The following is a 19,286-nucleotide window of genomic DNA, read 5'->3' on the forward strand; positions in this document are numbered from 1 at the left end:
CGGACCGCGGAGCCGTGCGCCGATGGACGACGTCGTACCGGCTCGCCCGGGCACGAACGTCCGAGGTCAGGGCAGGATCATCGACATGGCAGCAAGAAAAACCCGCGTGGCGATATTGGGCGGCGGCATCGGCGCGTTGAGCGCAGCCTTTGCCTTGAGCGAGATCGATCCGCGCGGCGAGCGCTACGAGATCACCCTGTATCAGCTCGGTTGGCGCCTCGGGGGCAAGACCGCCAGCGGACGCAACGCCAAGCAGGGCCAGCGCATCGAGGAGCACGGACTGCATATCTGGGCCGGCTTCTACGAGAATGCCTTCACCATCCTGCGTGCAGCGCTGAAGGCACTCGATGCGCCGCCGAGCGATCCGATCAGGACGATCGATGATGCGTTCAAGCGGCAGAACGAGATCTTCTACGCCGAGGACATTGATGGCCAATGGTTGCCCTGGCCGTTCTGGTTCCAGCCGGATGTCGATGAATCGGTCTATCCTGGCCGGGACAGCCTGTGGGCACCCGCCGACAACATCGTGCCGCCGCTCTCGACCCTGCTGCTGCGGACCATCGCCAGCATCATCTTCAACCTGAACTACTACCTCGACGACTGGCCGGGCGACCAGAATGCCGAGCTGGCGAAGGTGATCGCCGCCATGCCCGCCGAGCGGCGGGCCCGGCTGGCGGCCGTCTCGCCTGATGGCAAGGGCCATCCGCTGCTGCTGCTGGCCCACCGCGTCGGCGAGAAGCTGCACAGTGACGTCGAAGCGATCCGCCGCGATGCCCAGGGCGACATGGCGGCGCTGCTCCATGCGTTCCGCGGCATCGTCAAGCAGCACCAAACGATCGACGGCCTCGAGGAAGGCCTGCGCCGGCTGTTGATCCTCGCCAATCTCGGCATCTGCATGCTGCTCGGCATCATCGAGAACGACTGCCTGACGGACGGCCTGGAGGTTCTCGACCGGTACGAATTCCGTAGCTTTCTGGCGCAGCAGGATGAAGAGGCTGCCAACAACGCCATCGTGACCGCTCTTTATGAATACATCTTCGCCTTTCGCAACGGCTCCCGCGAGCCGTCGCAGCAGCAGGTGTCGGCCTGCTCGGCCGTTCAGGGACTGCTGCGGCTGTTCTTCACCTACAAGGGCGCGTTCTTCTATAAATCCGTCGTTGGCATGGGGGATACGATCTGCACGCCGATCTACCAGGTGCTGGCGCGGCGCGGCGTGAGCTTCAAGTTCTTTCACAAGGTCACGAGTCTCGAGCCGACCGAGGACGGCAGCAACATCGCGACCATCCACATCGACAAGCAGGTCGAGTTCGTCGATGGCAAATATGATCCCCTGGTCCTGGTGAAGGATTACTGGTGCTGGCCGTCCGAGCCCAAATGGAAGGAGATCGAGAACGGCGAGTACTACGCGCTGAAAGGCTACAATTTCGAGAACGCCTATGGTCCTCCCAACCCGCCGCAGCCGCCCCCGGCGGCGCGGCTCAGCCTGCAGCTCGGCGAGGATTTCGACAAGGTGGTCCTCGGCATCTCGGTCGGCGCGCTCAATGAGATCTGCCAGTCTCTGGTGCAGCAGAAGCCGGCCTGGGCCGACATGGTGGCCAATCTCCCAACCGTGCGCACCATGGCGCTGCAGCTCTGGCTCGACTGCGCGGTCGCAGATCTCGGCGGTCCCTACGTGGCGCCTGGGCCGTCGCTCGAGACGATGGGGCCGATCGTCACCACCTGCAAGCCGCCGCTCGACACCTATTCCGACATGTCGCAATTGCTGCCGGCCGAGGACTGGCCGGCGCCGGGGCCGCGCTCGGTCGCTTATTACTGCGCCATCATGAGTGACAAGAGCGCGCCGAACGACGAGCAGCTTGCCGCGGACTATGTGAAGAACGCATCCAAGGATTGGATGACGTCCTGGCTCGATACGCTGTGGACCAACATCGGCAGCGGCAGCACGTTCCGCTGGGATCTCCTGCACGCGCCGAGCGACATCAGCGGATCGGCGCGGCTCGACTTTCAGTTCTGGCGCGCCAACATCAATCCGAGCGAGCGCTACGTGCTGAGCCTGCCGGGCACGCTGCGGCATCGGATGGAGCCCGGCAAGTCCGGCTACGACAATCTCTTCCTCGCCGGCGACTGGACCCGCGTGCCCGAGATCAACGCCGGATGCGTGGAGGTCGCGGCGATGTCCGGTCTTGCCGCCGCCTCGGCGCTGTCGGGCGTCTACATTCCGATCGTCTCGACCAGTCCCGAACCCTACATCACCAACGCCTACGTCAACTACGCCGGATGGATCACGCTTCCGCCGGCTCCCTACCTCTGCAACGACTCGACCTTCTACGGCTTCGCCGTGCCGGCCGACCTCGGCGCCTGCCAGCGATTTCTCGACCGCTCCTTCAACCGCGTCGCCGGCCGCGACCAGTTCCGCGTGATGCTGGACATGGCCTTCGTCAACGTCATCCAGGTGCGCAAGAGCCAGGCCGCCACGCCGCCGTTCGCGGAGCAGGGGACGATGTCCGAGACCGATATCGGGCTGTGGCTCCTGGTGGGCAGCTATGAGCGCGGCGCTTTGCTGCCGAAATCGATCGGTTTCGTGCCGGCCTATCTGTTCGTGGACAATGCCTGGTCGGTGGTTGCGGGGCAGGAGCTCTGGGGCTTTCCCAAATATCACGCGACCATCGCCCAGCCGACCAGCGCACCATCGAACGATCCGTTCGACGTCTCGGGGCTGGCGATTGCCAGCTACGGGCCGGAGGCCCATGCCTCCCAGCAGCGCATCATCCGAATCGAAGGCACGGCGGGATCGCTCCCGACGGCAGCGGCCTCTCCGGCGGATGCGTTCCGGCAGCTCTGTGCGGGGGCCGACCAAGAGCGAATGAAGCAGCTCACGAGCGGGCCGGGCATGGCGTCGTTCCTGGGCGGCGTCTGGGGCCTGCCGATCCCCGTGTTCTATCTCAAGCAGGCGCGGTCGGCGGACAGTCTCACCGCGGCGAGCTACAAGACGCTGTTGAACGGCGCGCTCGACCTGACGGGGCTGCGCAGCTGGCAATTGCAGTCGGGCAGCTGGTCGATCGAGATGAGCGCTCTCGACAGCCTGCCGTTCATTCGCGATCTCGGGCTCGGCACGCCCGTCGACGGCAGGCTCGTCCTGACCGCGACCACGCGCATCTGGGCCGAGATCGATTTCACCGTCGCCGTGGCCAGCCCCATGGCCTGAGCAGCTCGTCACGCCGATTGTCGCCTCGGCGCTTCATCGTCGATGGCGGCGAGCCGCGCCGCTGCCCGGCGCAGGAACGCCGACGCGCCTTGCGCCTCGGCGACCGCGACGGCCTCGCGTAGCGCGGCCGTCACCTGCCCCGGTGCGGTGTCGGGCAGGGCGGCCAGGATCTCGGCGCGCCGCCGATGCAGCGGCGACAGGAAATAGCCGTCGCCATAGCGCCGCGCGGCGTCGATCGCCGCGTCGATCGTCTGCATCGCCTCGGCCGTCTTGCCGACGATCAGTTGCAGGCCGGCGACCTCGCCGAGATAGAAGCAGGAGAAATGCATCATGCCGAGCGTCTGGAACGCCGGCAGTGCCTCGCACGCAGCCGCGAGCGCCTCGTCTGGATTCTTGCCGAGATGGCCGCGGGCGTGCGCCTCCAGGCTGCCCGCCACCAGCTGATAGAGCGGATAGCCATGGTCGCGGCAGATGCTCAGGGCCTCCTCGGTCGCGAGGAGGACATCCTCATAGTCGCCGCGTGCGAGCTGATAGAAGGCGAGCCACGACAGCGCCCAGGCGAGGTCGAACGGGCGTCCGAGCCGACGCGCATGCGCGATGAGATCGCTGGCGATCGCGGCCGCGCCGGCATCGTCTCCCATCGCATGCAGCACCTGCAGCAGCGAGGCCTGGCCGGCGACCAGCGGATCCTGCGAGGACAGTTGCGGCAGCCGCGCGCCGTCCGACACCTGATAGAGCTGCACCGCGGCGGCCAGCAGCCGGCGCGCGGCGGGGAGGTCGCCTCTGGCGAAGAGAATGTAGCCCAAGGCAATGCCGCTCTCGATCCGGTGCTCGGGGAGGCCGGTCTGCTCGCCGATTCCCAGGCACAGATGCGCCATCTCCTCGGCACCGTCGAGATCGCCCGCGATGATCAGGAAACTGCAGATGCCGCGCAGCACGGCGAACAGGCCGGCGGTGTTGCCGAGCGCGTCGCAGATCGCCCTTGCCTCGGAAAGCGCCTTGCCGACCTCGGGCACGGTGTAGCCGCGCGAGGCGGCGAGGCTGACGGCAAGCCCGATCAGGAGCTCGAGCTCCAGTCCGGCGCGCTCGCCCTCGGCGGATTGATGACGCAGCAGGTCGAGCGCCGTTTGCAGATGTCGTGCCGCTTCGACATGCGCGGCGCGCGAGGCGGCACGCCGACCCGCGGCCGCCCATAATGGGATGGCCTCGGCGATCGCGCCACTCTCGGTGAAATGGTAGGCCAGCAACTCCGGCTCGGTGTCCCGCGTCTCGGGAAAGCGATCGCGCAGCACGGCCGCGATCCGGCCGTGCAATGTCTGGCGTTCGCGCCGGAGCAGGGACTCGTAGGCGGCGTCGCGGATCAGCGCGTGCTTGAACGTGTAGAGGCTGTCGGGCGGCGCGCCGCTGCTCTCCACGAGGCCGGACTTGACGAGCTGATCCAGGCTCTCGCCGAGCCTGGCTTCGGGCTCCGCCACGATGGCCGACAACAGATCGTAGCTGAAGCGGCGGCCGATGGCGGCGCCGAGATTGGCGATCCGTCGCGCCGGTCCCAATCGGTCGAGCCGCGCCACAAGGGAATCCTGCACCGAGGCGGGGATGGCCACGCTCGCATGACCGTCCCAAGCCGGCGCCGCCGAGGCTTCGATGACGTACTTCGCGAGCTCTTCCAGGAACAGCGGGATGCCCTCGCCGCGGCTCACGATCTGGTGCAGCGTCGTCGCGGGCAGCGCGGCCGAAGCGGCCACATGGGCGCAGATCCGCTCGGCGTCGCCGTGACTCAATCGTCCGAGCTGGAGCCGCGTGACCTGCGGGCTCGCGGCCCAGGGCGGCTCATATTCGAGCCGCGCCGTGACCACGATCAGCCAGCGGCGTTGTCCGGCGCGCCGGATCGCCCGATCGAGCAGCTCCAGCGTGGTCGTGTCGCTCCAATGCGCGTCTTCCAGCACCAGCAGCGCGGGCCCGGTCGGCACCATCAGGTCGATCAGCCGGAGCAGCGTCTCCCGCGTGACCTCCGAGCGCTTCTCGACGGTCATCGTCTGCAGCGGACCGTCCGGCTCGGGAGCGACGCCCAGGACATCGGCGAGCACGGCGCGCGCCGTGGCGTCGCCGACGCCGTGCTCGTTCATGAAGCGATCAAGCTTGTCGCGACGCGTCGCAGCGCCGTCGGAGCGGTCGAAGCCGGCGATGAGCGCGAGCTGTTCCGAGATCGGATACAGCACGCTGTCACAGCGGGTGGGGCTGCAGTACCAGATCATCTGCAGTTGGGAGACGTCGGCTACGCGCCGGCGCAGCTCCTCGACCAGCCGCGACTTGCCGATGCCCGGCTCGCCATGGAGCAGCACCACCTGTCCGCTGCCGAACCGCGCCGCCGCCCAGCAATCGAACAGACGCGCCAGCTCCTGGTCGCGTCCGACCAGAGGGGAGCTTTCGCCGCGAATGCGGGCGTGGAAACGGCTCGCGACGGCGGCTTCTTCCAGCACCTCGAACGCCTCGACCGGTGCGGCGAATCCCTTCAGCGCGAACGTGCCGAGATCGCGGAAGTCGAACATGCCGCGCGCGATGCGCTCGGTCGTCCGGGCCACGACGATGCTGTCGGGGGCGGCGATCGATTGCAGCCGCGCCGCGAGATTCGGCGTCTCGCCGACGATGTCGACCGGGCGACCGTCGGCGCGGGGTAGCAGGTCGCTGACCACGACGAGGCCGGTGGCGATGCCGATGCGCAGACGCAGCGCCTGTCCGTGCGGCGCCTCGAGCCGGCCGACGGCGTCGCGCAGGGCGATGGCGGCGCGGATCGCGGTGGCCGCATCGTCTTCCCCGGCACGCGGATAGCCGAAATACGCGAGCACGCCGTCGCCGGCATATTGCGTGATGGCGCCGCCATGGCGGCCGATGACGTTTTCGCAGGTCGTCAGGAAGGCGTCGATGACGCTGGTCATATCCTCCGGATCGAGCCTGACGGTGAGCGAGACGGAGCCGACGAGATCGCAGATCAGCGCCGTGACCTGCCGCCGCTCGGCGCGATGCATGCCGAGCAGGCGCGAACTCGTCGTCGTATCGGATGACGGCTGCCGCAACGCCCCGCCGCACCCGCCGCATACGTCCGAGCCCGGTGGATTGGGGCGACCACAGGTTTCACAATCCATCTGCGTTCGGGCTCCCGGACACGGCTACGGAATGCGAATGAGCGCGAAGCGCGGAGCTGGCGATGCGGGCGCGGTCACGGCGTCCGTATCGACCGACGTCGCGCGCCGAGCGCGATGCATCGGTTTGCGGTACTGGCATTTTGAGCGCGACCAGGACCGGCTGATCATGTCCAACTCATAGCGCATTCGTGGCAAGGTAGCAACGGTGCCGCAATACTCGCGATCGCTCCGGGGAGCGGGAACGATGTCGGACGGCTCCCTCGGGAGTCCTCGATGCTGGCGGGACCGTTCAAGGCTGCGACGATTTGCCTTCGATGTGGGCACAACAGGTCGCCTCTCCTGCGGAGAGAGTCGCGCATGATCTCGCGATCCCGCGGCGGATGGCCCGTCCGGGTGATACATCGTGAGGCCCCCGGGAAAGCGTGAGGGCGCAGGGAAGGCCGGACCTCGACTGAGGCCCGTGGCCCGCCTGCGAAAAAAATGCAGGCGGCAGGTACCACAGGTCAGCCGGAAATCCGGCCCTCCCTGCGCGATGGTTGAACGGCTGCTTCGCTTTCTCCCTGGTGCGCCGGGCTTTCTGGCCACCATCCCCACGCGAAGCAAAGCCTCGACGTGAGTTGATATCAGCATCGGGATATCAGGACCGAGCGACTTGACCGTGCGTGGCGGATTGTTCGTCGGCGCGAGCAACCCGCGCTGCAATCCACCACGCCCACCGCTCCCCGCCTCGCATGTCGTGACGACCGCGATACGCCCCTCAGCTCGAGACGGGATGGGGGGATAGAACCATGATTTCCGGAAAAACGAAAGCGGAATATTTTGGGCGCGGGGACTGGACAGGCCAAATCAGCTTGATCGCGCAGCGGAAATGCGTTTCTCGGCGCATTGAGCATCCATCGGTTGCGCCGCTCGTCCGAGCCTGAGATTTGCTGGTCCGACGCTGACGCGTCGTCCTGAAATGACGAAGAGGGTGACCGAGGCGCCTGGCTGCGCCACTCTGTCACGGCCAGTCGGCGAAGTTGAGGATGGCCCGTGACTGGCCTTTGGTCCGCTGCGACGAAACACCTTTGCGCCACGCGCCCGGTGATTGACCGGTGTGCCTGACGAAGAAGCGGTTGAAATAGGCGCTGTCCTTGAAGCCGAGCGCGAAGGCGATCTGCTTGATCGTCGCGGTGGTGGTTTCGAGCCGGGTCGCCGCCTCCTGAATGACGCGTTGCTGAATCAGCGCGCTCGGTGACCGCTGCAGCATGCGGGTACACAGCGCGTGCAGGCGATCCGGCGTTACGCCGAGCAGCGCAGCGTAGTCGGCGACCCGCAGTTGCTGATGAAAGCGTTCCTCGACGAGCCGGCGAAAGCGGCTCAGGATCTCGGCGCTGGAGCCTTGCGCCTCGCCGGCGCTCTCGTCGGCAAACAGCCGCCAGAAGCGCAGCACGCACAGGGTCAGCTCCGATGACATGATCGAGGCCGCGCCGCGCCGTGAGGGATTTTCGATCTCGGCTGCGATCGCCGCCATCGAGCGCGCGATGATCGCCGCGAACTCGGCCGTGACGGAGAAGGCCAGGACGGCCCCCGTGCCTGCGAGGTCGAGATAGGCGGGCTCGGCCGAGGAGGGCAGGTGGCGGTGCCAGAGCCCGGAGCGCAGCCGCAGGAGATGGCCGGCGGAACCGGCCGCGACGTCGAGATGCTCGGCCCCTCCCGCCGGTACCCAGACCAGCGCCGCACCGGCCCAGATCTGGATTTCGTCTTCGGCGAAGCGCACGGAGGCCGTTCCGGCGGTCAGGCAGAGCAGGTGGACGAACGGCCGCGCGGCATCCGAGCGCAGGGCCCAGCGCCGTGCCTCGAAATGCGAGGGAATGGCTTCGGCCCCGAGTGCTGCCGGGGTGCCACGGGCCGTCGGCGGCAGCGTCCGAGGCGCGGCATTACGCGCAATCGTCACCCCAGAAAAGTGCACTCTTTTACCGGAACTGTCCATTGCGCCACCCAAGCCTGCGGTGTTTCCCTCGTCAAGTCCCGACGACCGCAAACAAAAACCGCGGACGACGTCGGGGCAGAGGAACGTCACCGATTCACCCGCGCGGTCCGCGCGCGTGAACATGGGAGGAGGACAGACAGATGACTTCGACCAACCGTCGTCAGGTGTTGCGGATCGCGGGAGCGGCGGCGATCGCAGCCGGCTTTGCCGTATCGGCCGCCCAGGCCCAGCAGGACAAGATCCGCATCGGCTATGCGATCTCGAAGACCGGCCCCTATGCCGGCGGCGCCGGCATCACCACGCTGCCCAACTACCAGCTCTGGGTGAAGGACGTGAACGCGGCCGGCGGCATCAAGCTCGGCGACAAGCGCCTGCCGGTCGAGATCGTCGAATATGACGACCGCAGCTCGTCGGAAGAAGCGGTGAAGGCGATCGAACGCCTCGCCAATCAGGACAAGGTCGACTTCATCCTGTCGCCCTGGGGCACCGGTCTCAACCTCGCGGTCGGTCCGACTCTCAACCGGCTCGGCTATCCGCATCTCGCGGTGACGTCGGTGACCGACAAGGCGCCGGAGCTCGCCAAGCGCTGGGCCAATGCCACCTTCTGGCTCGGCACCTCGGCGCAGATTTCCAATGCGCTCGCCGAGCTGCTCGGCAAGCTGAAGAGCGAGGGCAAGATCGGCGGCACCGTCGCGATGGTCAGCGTCGCCGACCAGTTCGGCATCGAGCTCGCCGCCGCTGGGCGCGAGGCCTTCAAGAAGGCCGGACTGACCGTCGCCTACGACAAGACCTATCCGATGGGGTCGCAGGATCTGCAGCCGCTGCTCAAGGATGCGATCGCGAGCAATGCCGATGCCTTCGTCGCCTTCAGCTATCCGCCGGATACGATCGGGCTGACAGAGCAGGCACAACTGCTCAAGTACAATCCGAAGATCTTCTATGTCGGCGTCGGCACGGCGTTTCCGCTGTTCAAGGGCAAGTTCGGCGCGGGCAGCGACGGCGTCATGGGCATCGGCGGCTGGAATGCCGACGCGCCCGCGCTCAAGGATTATCTTGCCCGCCACAAGGCGGCGACCGGGCAGGAGCCGGATCGCTGGGCGAGCCCGATCACCTATGCGAGCCTGCAGGTGCTGCAGCAGGCGATCGAGAAGGTCGGCAAGGTCGATCGCGCCGCGGTCGCCAAGGAGATCCGCGAAGGCACCTTCGACACGATCATCGGCAAGGTGAAGCTGAAGGACGGCCTGCTGCAGGAGGTGTGGGGCGTCGGCCAGTGGCAGAACGGCGAGTTCTATGCGCTGGCGCCGGCCTCGCTGCCGGGCGCACGCGCCGCTGTCGTGCCGAAGCCGGAATGGAAATAGCCGGAACGAGGTCGTGAGCTCGCGGGCGCGCGTGATCCGGCGTGCGTCCGCGGGCTTCGCGCAAGAGGCACGCGCCCCATGCTGATGTTCGACATCCTGCTGCCCGGCCTGGTGCTGGGGGGCATGTATGCCCTGATCGCGCTCGGACTCACGCTGCAATATGGCGTGGCGCGCATCATGAACCTGTCCTATGGCGAGTCGCTGGTCGCGGCCGCCTTCGGCACGCTGTCGCTCTATTCCGGCCTGCAGCTGAGCCCGCTGCTGGCGCTGCTGCTCGCGATTCCCGTGGCGGGGCTGCTGAATTGGCTGCTCTATCGTCTGCTGCTGCAGCGTCTGATCCGCCGGAGCAAGGACGCCGGCGCGCAAGAGGTTGACAGCATCCTCGTCACCTTCGGCGTGCTGTTCGTGATCCAGGGCGTCATGCTGGTGGCCTTCGGCGGGCAGTATTACAGCTATAGCTATCTCTCCATTCCCGTGACGGTGCTCGGCTCGACGCTCGCGGTGAACCGGCTGGTCGCGCTCGGTTTCGCCGCGCTGATCGGCACCGGCGTCTATCTCGCGCTGACGCGAACAAGGATCGGCACAGCCGTGCGTGCCGTCGCGGTCGATGCCAATGCCGCGCGGCTGGTCGGCATCGATGTCGCTTGGCTCGCGGGCCTGGCGTTTGCGTTCGGCGGTGGACTGGTCGCGGCCGGCGGCGTGCTGGTCAGCATGTTCCTCACCTTCAATGCCTCGATGGGCGTCGTGTTCACGATGAAGGCGCTGGTGGTGGTGATCATGGGCGGCGTCGGCAACGTCATGGGCGCGCTGGCCGCAGGGCTGCTGCTCGGCGTCGTCGAGACCGCGGTGGCGCGGCTGGTCGATCCCGGGCTGACCTTGGCGGCGACGTTTGCGATGTTTCTGGCCGTGCTGCTGATCCGGCCGACCGGACTGTTCGGAAAGGCGGCGTCGTGATCAGCCCCGGAAAGCTTCTGGCCTGGTGCATTGGGGGCGCGGGCGTTGCTGCGGTCGCAGCGCTGCCGCTCTACGCCAACGGTTACTATCTCGCGCTCGGCATCAGCATTCTCTATTTCACCGTGCTGGCAACCGCCTGGGCAATGTTCTCCGGGCCGACCCGCTACGTCTCGCTGGCGACGGCTGCGTTCTTCGGCATCGGCGCCTATACGGCGGCGGTGACGGGCGAGACGCTGAGCTGGCCGCTGCAACTGATGACCGCTGCGGGTGTCGGCGCTGTCGTCGCGGCCATCACCGGCCTGTCGACGCTGCGGCTGTCCGGCATCTACTTCATCATCTTCTCGTTCGGCCTCGCCGAGCTGATCCGCCAGCTCGTGATCTGGTACGAGGTCAACATCCACAAATCGGTCGGCCGCTATCTGTTCAGCGACATCACCCAGGAGATGCTGTACTGGCAGCTCTGCGCGTTGACGGCGCTGGTCTTCCTCGCCGGCTTTCTGCTGACGCGCTCGCGCTATGGCCTGGCGCTGCGCGCGATCGGCGCCGACGAGATCGCCGCGCGCCATTCCGGCATCGATGCGACCGCGGTGAAGCTCGGGGTCTTCATCCTCAGCGCGGTGTTCATGTCGGTGACCGGCGCGATCATGGCGCCGCGCTGGACCTATATCGATCCGGCGATCGCGTTCAACCCGATGATCTCGTTCCAGGTCGTAATCATGGCGCTGCTCGGCGGCGCGGGATCGCTGATCGGCCCGGTGCTCGGCGTCATCCCGCTGGTGCTGCTGTTCGAGGTGCTGACCGCGGCGCTGCCCAATCATTTCAGCATCGTGCTCGGCCTCATCTTCATCGGCATCGTGATGGCGCTGCCGCGCGGTGTGATCGGCCTCGTCGACAGCACCTGGCGGCGGGAGCGCCGGGTCGTGCCCGCGAAGCCCGAGCAGGACGGTCGGCCGCTGCTCGTTGCGGAGGCCGTCGGCAAATCCTTCGGCGGCCTGCGCGCCGTCGACAGTGTGAGCCTTGACGTCCGCGCCGGCGAGATCCTCGGCGTGATCGGTCCCAACGGCTCCGGCAAGACGACGCTGCTCAACATGCTCTCGGGCGCGCTCGTGCCCTCGGCCGGCACGATCCGCTTCGGTGGCATCGTCATCAGCGGTCTTGCGGCACACCGGATTGCGCGGCTTGGTCTCGCCCGCACCTTCCAGTTGGTGCGGGTGATGCCGGACCTGACGGTCGCCGAGAATGTCGCGGCGGCGGCGTTGTTCCGCACGCGCCAGACCGGTGCGGCCGCAGAATCGATCCATGAGCTGCTCGCCCTGGTCGGCCTCGATGGCATGGCGGAGATGCCGGCGGGCGACCTCACTTACATCGACCAGAAGCGGCTGGAGCTGGCCCGCGCGCTGGCGCTGCATCCGCGTCTTGTGCTGCTCGACGAATGGCTGGCTGGGCTCAATCCGACCGAGCTGGAGACCGGCATCGAGCTGATCGCCTCCTTGCGCGACCGCGGCATCACCATCGTGATGGTCGAGCATGTGATGGATGCGATCCGCGCGCTGTGCGACCGCTGCGTCGTGATGAGCGCCGGCACCGTGATCGCGCGCGGAACGCCGGGCGAGGTGCTGGCCGATCCCGCCGTGATCACAGCCTATCTCGGAGAGCCCGATGCTTGAGATCAAGCGGCTGTCGCACGCCTATGGCAAGCACCAGGCGCTCACCGATGTCGCGCTCGAGGTCGCGCGCGGCGAGATCGTCGCCATCCTCGGCGCCAATGGCGCCGGCAAGTCGACGCTGCTGAAGGCGATCGCGGGACTGATCCGGCCATCGGCCGGGTCCGTGATCCGCCTCGGCGGGACGGACATCGGCTCGCTCGCGCCGCATCTGATCGTCGAGCGCGGCATCGCGCTGGTGCCGGAGGGCCGCGGCGTGTTCGGCGATCTCACCGTCGCCGAGAACCTCCAGCTCGGCGCTTATCCTTCGCGCGCCCGCGACGGCGAGGCCGCGCGGCTGGCGCACGTGCTCGCGCTGTTTCCGCGCCTCACCGAGCGCATGGGGCAGGCGGTGCGCACCATGAGTGGCGGCGAGCAGCAGATGGTCGCCATCGGCCGCGCACTGATGTCGCGGCCCGATTTGCTGCTGCTCGACGAGCCGTCGCTCGGCCTGTCGCCGCTCTTGAGCCGCGAGGTGTTCCGCGCGCTCAAGACGATCCGCGGCGATGGCGTCGGCATCCTGATGGTCGAGCAGAACGCGCGCGCCAGCCTCGACATCGCCGACCGCGTCTACCTGATCGAGCAGGGACGCAATGCCGGCGAGGGGCCGGCGCCCGAGATGAAGAACAATCCCGACATCCAGCGCGCCTATCTCGGCCAGTCGCGCGCGCCGGCTTCCGCAACCGCATCAACCCCATCGACCTAGGAGCGCCCCATGAACGCGATCAATCTCCTGATTGGCGGCAAGGACCAGTCCGCCACCAACCAGCGTACCTTCCAGCGGCTCAATCCGATCAGCGGCGAGATCGCAACCATCGTTGCGGCGGCGTCGATCGATGACGCGCTGCGCGCCGCCGATGCCGCCGCGGCGGCATTTCCGGCGTGGTCCCGGCTCGGCCCGGGCGAGCGCCGCAAGCGGCTCAATGCGGCTGCGGATGCGCTGGCGCGCAACGCCCCGGAGTTCATCGCGCTGATGATGGCCGAGACCGGCGCCACGGCGGGCTGGGCCGGCTTCAACGTGCATCTCGCCGAGGGCATGCTGCGCGAGGCCGCGGCGATGACGACGCAGATCGCGGGCGAGGTGATCCCGACCGACGTGCCCGACAACATTGCGCTGGCGCATCGCCAGCCGGTCGGCGTCGTGCTCGGCATCGCCCCGTGGAATGCGCCGGTCATCCTCGGTGTCCGCTCGGTGGCGATGCCGCTCGCCTGCGGCAACACCGTGGTGCTGAAGGCCTCGGAGATGAGCCCGGGCGTGCACCGGCTGATCGGCGCGTGCCTGGCCGAAGGCGGTCTCGGCGACGGCGTCGTCAACGTCGTCACCAATGCGCCCGAGGATGCGCAGGCGGTGGTCGAGGCGCTGATCGCCCATCCCGCGATCCGCCGCGTCAACTTCACCGGCTCGACGCGCGTCGGCCGTCTCATCGCCATCGCCTGTGCCAGGCATCTGAAGCGCGCGCTGCTCGAGCTCGGCGGCAAGGCGCCGCTGGTCATTCTCGACGATGCCGATCTCGACGCCGCGGTGAACGCCGCCGCGTTCGGCGCCTTCATGAACCAGGGCCAGATCTGCATGTCGACCGAGCGCATCGTGGTCGACGACAAGGTGGCGGATGAATTCGTCGCAAAGTTCGCCGCCAAGGCCAACAGCCTGCCTTACGGAGATCCGCGCAAGGGCGATGTGGTGCTGGGCTCGCTGGTCAGCGCCGCCGCCTGCGACCGTGTCGGCGGCCTGATCGAGGACGCGGTGGCCAAGGGCGCCGTGTTGGCCGCCGGCGGCCGCGGCACCGGCACGATCATGCCCGCGACCATCGTTGATCACGTCACGCCGGCGATGCGCATCTATGGCGAGGAGAGCTTCGGCCCGGTGGTGACGATCGTGCGCGTCGGCGGCGTCGACGAGGCCGTGCGCGTCGCCAACGACACCGAATATGGTCTGTCGTCGGCGGTGTTCGGCCGCGACATCGCTCGCGCGATCGGCGTCGCCAAGCGCATCGAGTCCGGCATCTGCCACGTCAACGCGCCGACGGTGCATGACGAGCCGCAGATGCCGTTCGGCGGCGTCAAGGCCTCCGGCTATGGCCGCTTCGGCGGCAAGGCCGCGATCGACGAGTTCACCGAGCTGCGCTGGATCACGGTGCAGACCGGCGAACGGCACTATCCATTCTGAGACGGCGTTTGCGGCCCGGCCCTGGCGCATCGTCGGATGCAGCCAGAGCCGGTTGCATTCCGCGCGGCCATGCGCGGCAGCTTTTCGATATGTGTCGATGGTGCGAGGCGCGATCGAAATTCACGTTGTAGCTCCGCTGGTTGCGGCAGACAGGCGCGCTACTTTAAAGAAATTCCAACGGCTTTAGATCGATTCAGTTTGCTGCGGCCCTTCTCTTGCCGGACGTTCGGATCATCACGTGCAACGTCGATGAAGAAGGGTGGGTTCGAGCGCATGCGGCTGTGGGTTCAGGTCCATACGTGGACGTCGCTGATCAGCATGATCTTTCTGCTGATGCTGTGCCTGACCGGGCTTCCGCTGATCTTCCATGACGAGATCGATCATCTCTTCGAGGACGAGATCGCCGCGCCGGCGATGCCGGCCGACACGCCGCTGCTGCCGCTCGACCGCCTGATCTCGGCGGCCAAGCAGCAATTGCCGGATCAGCATGCGCTGTTCGTGAGCCTGAAGCAGGCGGAGCCGCTGATTGTGGTCGCGATGTCGCCGACCGCCATTCCGGTGCCCGGGCAGTTTCATCGCCTCACCGTCGATGCGCGCACCGGCGTCGTTCTCGGCGAGGAGGCGCCGCATCAGGACGTCATGGACGTGATCCTGCGCATCCACCGCGACATGTTCACCGGCCTGCCGGGCGAGCTCTTTCTCGGACTGATGGGACTGGTGTTCGCGGCTTCCATCGTCTCGGGCGTCGTCGTCTACTGGCCGTTCATGCGGCGCCTGCAGTTCGGCACCGTGCGGGATCGCTCGGCCCGGCTGAAATGGCTCGACCTGCACAATCTGCTCGGCATCGTCACGGTGAGCTGGGCGCTCGCGGTCGGTCTGACCGGCACCATCAACACGCTTGCCGTGCCGCTGTTCGATCTCTGGCGCGCGAAGACCATGCCGGCGCTGCTCGCGCCCTATCAGGGCAAGCCGCTGGCGGAGGCAAAATCGATCGAGGCCGCCGTTGGCGCCGTCCGCACCGCGTTTCCGGACCGGCTGGTGACGTCCATCACCCTGCCGACGACGACACGGTTCGGCAGCCCGCAGCATCTGATGATCTGGACCAAGGGCCGCACGCCGTTCACCGCGCGCATGTTCAAGCCGGTTCTGGTCGACGCCCAGGACAGCAGCAAGATGGTCGCGCCCAAGCTCGCCTGGTATCTCACCGCGTTGCAGGTATCGCGGCCGCTGCATTTCGGTGACTACGGCGGGTTGCCGCTGAAGATCATCTGGGCCGTTCTCGATGTCATCACGATCATCGTGCTGTGCAGCGGACTCTATCTGTGGGCCGCCAAGCGCTGGGGCTTCCGCAGGAAGGTGTCCGGCGTCGTTAGGTCGGCAGCGCCCGCGGTGGTGTCGCCATGAGCTCCTCGGCCGCATCGGCGACGCCATCTGCCCGCGTCGCGCAACTCTCGACCTGGCAGGTGTTTCGTGCGCCGCTGCTGATCGGCCTGGTCGCCGCAGCCGGGCTCACCTTCGGACTGTTCGGCGACGGGCTCTGGGACGGCCTGTGCTGGCTCGGGCTGTCGATTCCGATTCTGCTGTCGCTCGCGTACGGCACGAAACTAAGCCGCGGCGCGAAGGCCGGAGCGCAAGGCGCTCAGGCCGGGACGCAGGATCTGCCGCTCTGAGCGCTGACGTCCGCCGTCGGTCGGCGGAAGATACCCCGCATCATTGACCTCGATCCGCGCTGCTGGACGACGCGCCCGGCGCGATGACCCTGATGCGCTCGGCCGGCCAACGATCCCACGCATCTCTTCTCTCACGCGTCCTCTCTCGCGCGGCGCCTCATTGCGATGGCAGCGCGCTGCGTCGGCGGCGCGTGATCGGTCTCGCGCAGCGAGCGCCGACGCGAGCGGCGTCACTCCGGCCTGGAAACAAGCAGATACAAATGTCTCGATGCCTTCTCCGATCTGCGCGCGGCGCGGCGGAGATGTGGCGCATTTGAAAGCAAAGATTGATTCAAAAGTGGCAATGTGATTAGTTATCATCGTATGATTGATCGAAATCATTTCGATGAGTTCGAGACGATCGGTGTCGTGAGTTGTATCAGCCGACGCGATCGCATCGCTCTTCCCCGCGACATGCGCTTCTTTTGAAGGCTTCAAAGAAGCGGAGGGAAAAGAATCTCGTAGTAGCGACAATCTGTTGAGCCGATCGATTCGGCGAAGCTGTCGCTCGTTAGACGAGTTCTACGTCGCGCGGCGCCATCCTCAAATACCTGTGTGTTAGGACCACCGACGAGCCGAGTTGGAACTTGGAATGATCGGGGTGTCAGGATGGTCTGTCGCATTTGGGATAAAGACGTTGGATTGACGATGTCGTTGGGACTTGTGAGCTCATTGGCGCTCTCGCTGAATGTCGGAGGCGTTCAATCGGCCTTCGCGCAGACCAAGCTCCCCGATGTGACCGTCGACGCGCCGAAGCCGAAAGTCCGGCAGACCGCTTCGAGACCGCAGACGACCGCGACGCGGACCGCTCAGCAGCGCCGCGTCGCGCCGCGCAACCTGCCGCCGACCGCCCCGGTGGCCTACGTGACGCCGTCGACGGGCACGATCGGCGCGCCGCCGTCGCCCTATGCCGGCGGCCAGGTCGCGAGCGGCGGCGGCCTTGGGCTGCTGGGCAACCGCGGGGTGATGAACACGCCCTTCAACCAGACCAGCTTCACGTCGCAACTGATCCAGAACCAGCAGGCGCGCACGATCCGCGACGTGCTGATCAATGATCCCTCGGTGCGCACGATCCAAGCCGCCGGCGGCGGCGCCGACAGCCTGTTCATCCGCGGCTTCTACTACGACAGCGGTGACTACGCCCTGAACGGGCTGGCCGGAATCGCGCCATATTATTCGACGGGCGCCAATTTCATCGAACGGGTCGAATTGCTGAAGGGGCCCGCGGCTCTGCTCAACGGCATGACGGTCGGCGGCACTGGCGCCTCAAGCGGCGGCGCGGTCGGCGGTAGCGTCAATCTCGTCACCAAGCACGCGCTCGACACCGACATCACGCAGCTAACGGCGACCTATGCGTCCAAGACGCAATTCGGCGAGCAGATCGACGTCGGCCGTCGCTATGGCGAGCACAAGGAGTGGGGCGTCCGGCTGAACAGCAAGTATTCGAACGGCGATACCCCCTGGAACCGGCAGACCGACGAGTTCGGCAATGCCCACCTCGCCGTCGACTATCATGGCGAGAATGTCCGAATCGATGCCGATGTCGGCTATCAGGCGGACAAGCTGAATCCGCCGCTGCGATTCTTCGGCGTGGGTACTGCCGTCACCAGCATTCCGTCGCCACCGTCGTCCGGCACCAATTTCCAGGTGCCGTGGGCCTATTATGCGCCAACCGACTTCTTCTCGACGGTGAAAGGCGAAGTCGATCTCAACGATCGTATCACCGCCTATGCCGGATTCGGCTATCACGACAGCAACATCAACTACCGCTATCCATCGCCGGTGCTCTCGAGCAATGCTGGCGTATTGTCCGGGACACCAGGAACGGGAAGCGAGACCTACAAGACGTATGCCGGGGAGGCCGGCCTGCGCATGACCGCTGATACCGGCCCGATCAACCATGCCGTCAATGTCGGCTATTCCATCACCGACCGCACCTATACCCAGCAGGTGGTCTCCGGCAAGATGCCCAACTGGAGCCTTTACAGCGAGCCGACCAACATCGCGTTGCCAAGCTTTGCGACGCTCCAGGCCAATCAGACCGTCGGCGCCAATCTCTGGAGCTTCGGCGTCTCCGACACGATGTCGCTGCTGAACAAGCGGATTCAACTGACCGTCGGTGTGCGCAGACAAACCGCGGGAACGGAAGTCACGAATCTCGTTACTCCAGCATCGAGCCGCCCCTTCGAGGACACGTCGGTGTGGACGCCAGCCTATGCACTCGTGGTCAAGCCCGTCGAGTTTGTGTCGCTTTATGCCAATTACATCGAAGGCCTGCAGACCCCGACCGTCGTCGCCGCCGGCTATGCCAACAGCGGCACGGTCTTCCCGCCAGGGCAGACCAAGCAGGTCGAGACCGGAATCAAGGTCGACTTCGGCCGAATCACGACCACCGTCAGCGCATTCGATATCTCGCGCCCGAGCGTGATTACCACGAGTTCAGGGGGAGTCTTGACTCAAGAGCTGAATGGCCGGCAGCGCAATACGGGGGCCGAGTTCAACGTGTTCGGCGAGGTCACGCCGACGCTGCGGCTGCTGGGGGGCGTCGCGTATATTCACGGCGTGCAGGAGAAGACCTCGGGCGGCCTGACTGACGGCAAGCGGGCGATCGGCGTGCCCGAGCTCACCGTGAATCTCGGCGCCGAGTGGGATACACCGTTCGTGCGGGATCTGACGTTGACGGGGCGGGTGGTCTACACCGGTGCACAATATGTCGACGCGGCCAACAAACTCTCGCTGCCGGATTGGACACGCGTCGACCTGGGCGCCCGCTACACCTTCACTTCGCCCTGGAACGGCAAGCCGATCGTGCTGCGGGCGAGCGTCGAGAATGTCTTCGACAAGGCGTATTGGGCGTCGGCCTATAGCGGTGTGATCACCCTGGGGGCGCCGCGCACCTATCTCGTTTCCACGACGTTCAATTTCTAGGACGTCGATACGCGTTGGCGATGATGGGCCGCCGCACGGCCGTTGTGCGGCGGCCCTGTTAGTCTGAGCGATGCGGACGGCGTTCAATTCCAATCTGATGAAAATTTGCGTAGCTCATCGATTGCGTCGAGGCGTGATCATCTCCGC

General features: G+C 66.5%; 11 protein-coding genes. 9 read left to right on the top strand and 2 right to left on the bottom strand.

Going from position 1 to position 19,286, the window contains the following annotated elements; translation table 11 throughout:
* The first annotated feature begins 85 nt into the window (after positions 1-85).
* Entirely contained in the window at positions 86-3,205 is a 3,120-nt protein-coding gene (locus QX070_RS23470; protein ID WP_315739503.1) for an NAD(P)-binding protein, read from the top strand.
* An 8-nt stretch (positions 3,206-3,213) separates the two neighbouring features.
* Here QX070_RS23470 and QX070_RS23475 read toward each other — a convergent pair whose 3' ends face one another.
* Together QX070_RS23475 and QX070_RS23480 are read right to left on the bottom strand one after the other, a co-directional pair.
* Positions 3,214-6,279, bottom strand: a complete 3,066-nt coding sequence (locus QX070_RS23475) for an ATP-binding protein (RefSeq protein ID WP_315739504.1) — start codon at positions 6,277-6,279, stop codon at positions 3,214-3,216.
* Positions 6,280-7,348: 1,069 nt separating this feature from the next.
* Complete coding sequence (locus QX070_RS23480) at positions 7,349-8,443, bottom strand: helix-turn-helix domain-containing protein (RefSeq protein WP_315739505.1); 1,095 nt, start codon at positions 8,441-8,443, stop codon at positions 7,349-7,351.
* A gap of 17 nt (positions 8,444-8,460) precedes the next feature.
* On the opposite strand from QX070_RS23480, the gene QX070_RS23485 reads away from it, so the two are divergent.
* The 8 genes from QX070_RS23485 to QX070_RS23520 all read left to right on the top strand — a co-directional run bounded on the left by QX070_RS23485 (position 8,461) and on the right by QX070_RS23520 (position 19,139).
* The gene (locus QX070_RS23485) at positions 8,461-9,678 is read left to right on the top strand and encodes an amino acid ABC transporter substrate-binding protein (protein WP_315739506.1); all 1,218 of its coding nucleotides are present in this window, start codon (positions 8,461-8,463) and stop codon (positions 9,676-9,678) included.
* 78 nt (positions 9,679-9,756) lie between these two features.
* Positions 9,757-10,632: a branched-chain amino acid ABC transporter permease gene (locus QX070_RS23490; protein WP_315739507.1), complete on the top strand. Its 876-nt coding sequence runs from the start codon at positions 9,757-9,759 to the stop codon at positions 10,630-10,632.
* Entirely contained in the window at positions 10,629-12,299 is a 1,671-nt protein-coding gene (locus tag QX070_RS23495) for a branched-chain amino acid ABC transporter ATP-binding protein/permease (protein WP_315739508.1), read from the top strand. The genes QX070_RS23490 and QX070_RS23495 overlap by 4 nt, the downstream gene beginning before the upstream one ends.
* A complete protein-coding gene (locus QX070_RS23500; RefSeq protein ID WP_315739509.1) occupies positions 12,292-13,041 on the top strand; it encodes an ABC transporter ATP-binding protein in 750 nt (249 codons plus the stop codon). The genes QX070_RS23495 and QX070_RS23500 overlap by 8 nt, the downstream gene beginning before the upstream one ends.
* Before the next feature lie 9 nt (positions 13,042-13,050).
* Positions 13,051-14,502, top strand: a complete 1,452-nt coding sequence (locus tag QX070_RS23505; RefSeq protein WP_315739510.1) for an aldehyde dehydrogenase — start codon at positions 13,051-13,053, stop codon at positions 14,500-14,502.
* Between the two features lie 273 nt (positions 14,503-14,775).
* On the top strand, positions 14,776-15,906 hold the full coding sequence (locus tag QX070_RS23510) for a PepSY-associated TM helix domain-containing protein (protein WP_315739718.1): 1,131 nt from the start codon (positions 14,776-14,778) through the stop codon (positions 15,904-15,906).
* Positions 15,903-16,172 (top strand): hypothetical protein, encoded by a 270-nt coding sequence (locus tag QX070_RS23515; protein ID WP_315739511.1) that lies wholly within the window; start codon positions 15,903-15,905, stop codon positions 16,170-16,172. Before QX070_RS23510 ends, QX070_RS23515 begins: the two co-directional genes overlap by 4 nt.
* A gap of 687 nt (positions 16,173-16,859) precedes the next feature.
* A complete protein-coding gene (locus QX070_RS23520; RefSeq protein WP_315739512.1) occupies positions 16,860-19,139 on the top strand; it encodes a TonB-dependent receptor in 2,280 nt (759 codons plus the stop codon).
* The last annotated feature ends 147 nt before the right edge of the window (positions 19,140-19,286 follow it).

The sequence above is a fragment of the Bradyrhizobium sp. SZCCHNR1093 genome (assembly GCF_032381175.1).
In the GTDB taxonomy this organism is placed as follows: domain Bacteria; phylum Pseudomonadota; class Alphaproteobacteria; order Rhizobiales; family Xanthobacteraceae; genus Bradyrhizobium.

Bases quoted from the DNA above. Each gene is read 5' to 3' on its own strand.
- QX070_RS23505 (WP_315739510.1), top strand. From the start codon at position 13,051: ATGAACGCGATCAATCTCCTGATTGGCGGCAAGGACCAGTCCGCCACC.
- QX070_RS23485 (WP_315739506.1), top strand. From the start codon at position 8,461: ATGACTTCGACCAACCGTCGTCAGGTGTTGCGGATCGCGGGAGCGGCG.
- QX070_RS23480 (WP_315739505.1), bottom strand. From the start codon at position 8,443: ATGTTCACGCGCGCGGACCGCGCGGGTGAATCGGTGACGTTCCTCTGC.
- QX070_RS23500 (WP_315739509.1), top strand. From the start codon at position 12,292: ATGCTTGAGATCAAGCGGCTGTCGCACGCCTATGGCAAGCACCAGGCG.
- QX070_RS23490 (WP_315739507.1), top strand. From the start codon at position 9,757: ATGCTGATGTTCGACATCCTGCTGCCCGGCCTGGTGCTGGGGGGCATG.
- QX070_RS23515 (WP_315739511.1), top strand. From the start codon at position 15,903: ATGAGCTCCTCGGCCGCATCGGCGACGCCATCTGCCCGCGTCGCGCAA.
- QX070_RS23470 (WP_315739503.1), top strand. From the start codon at position 86: ATGGCAGCAAGAAAAACCCGCGTGGCGATATTGGGCGGCGGCATCGGC.
- QX070_RS23510 (WP_315739718.1), top strand. From the start codon at position 14,776: ATGCGGCTGTGGGTTCAGGTCCATACGTGGACGTCGCTGATCAGCATG.
- QX070_RS23520 (WP_315739512.1), top strand. From the start codon at position 16,860: ATGTCGTTGGGACTTGTGAGCTCATTGGCGCTCTCGCTGAATGTCGGA.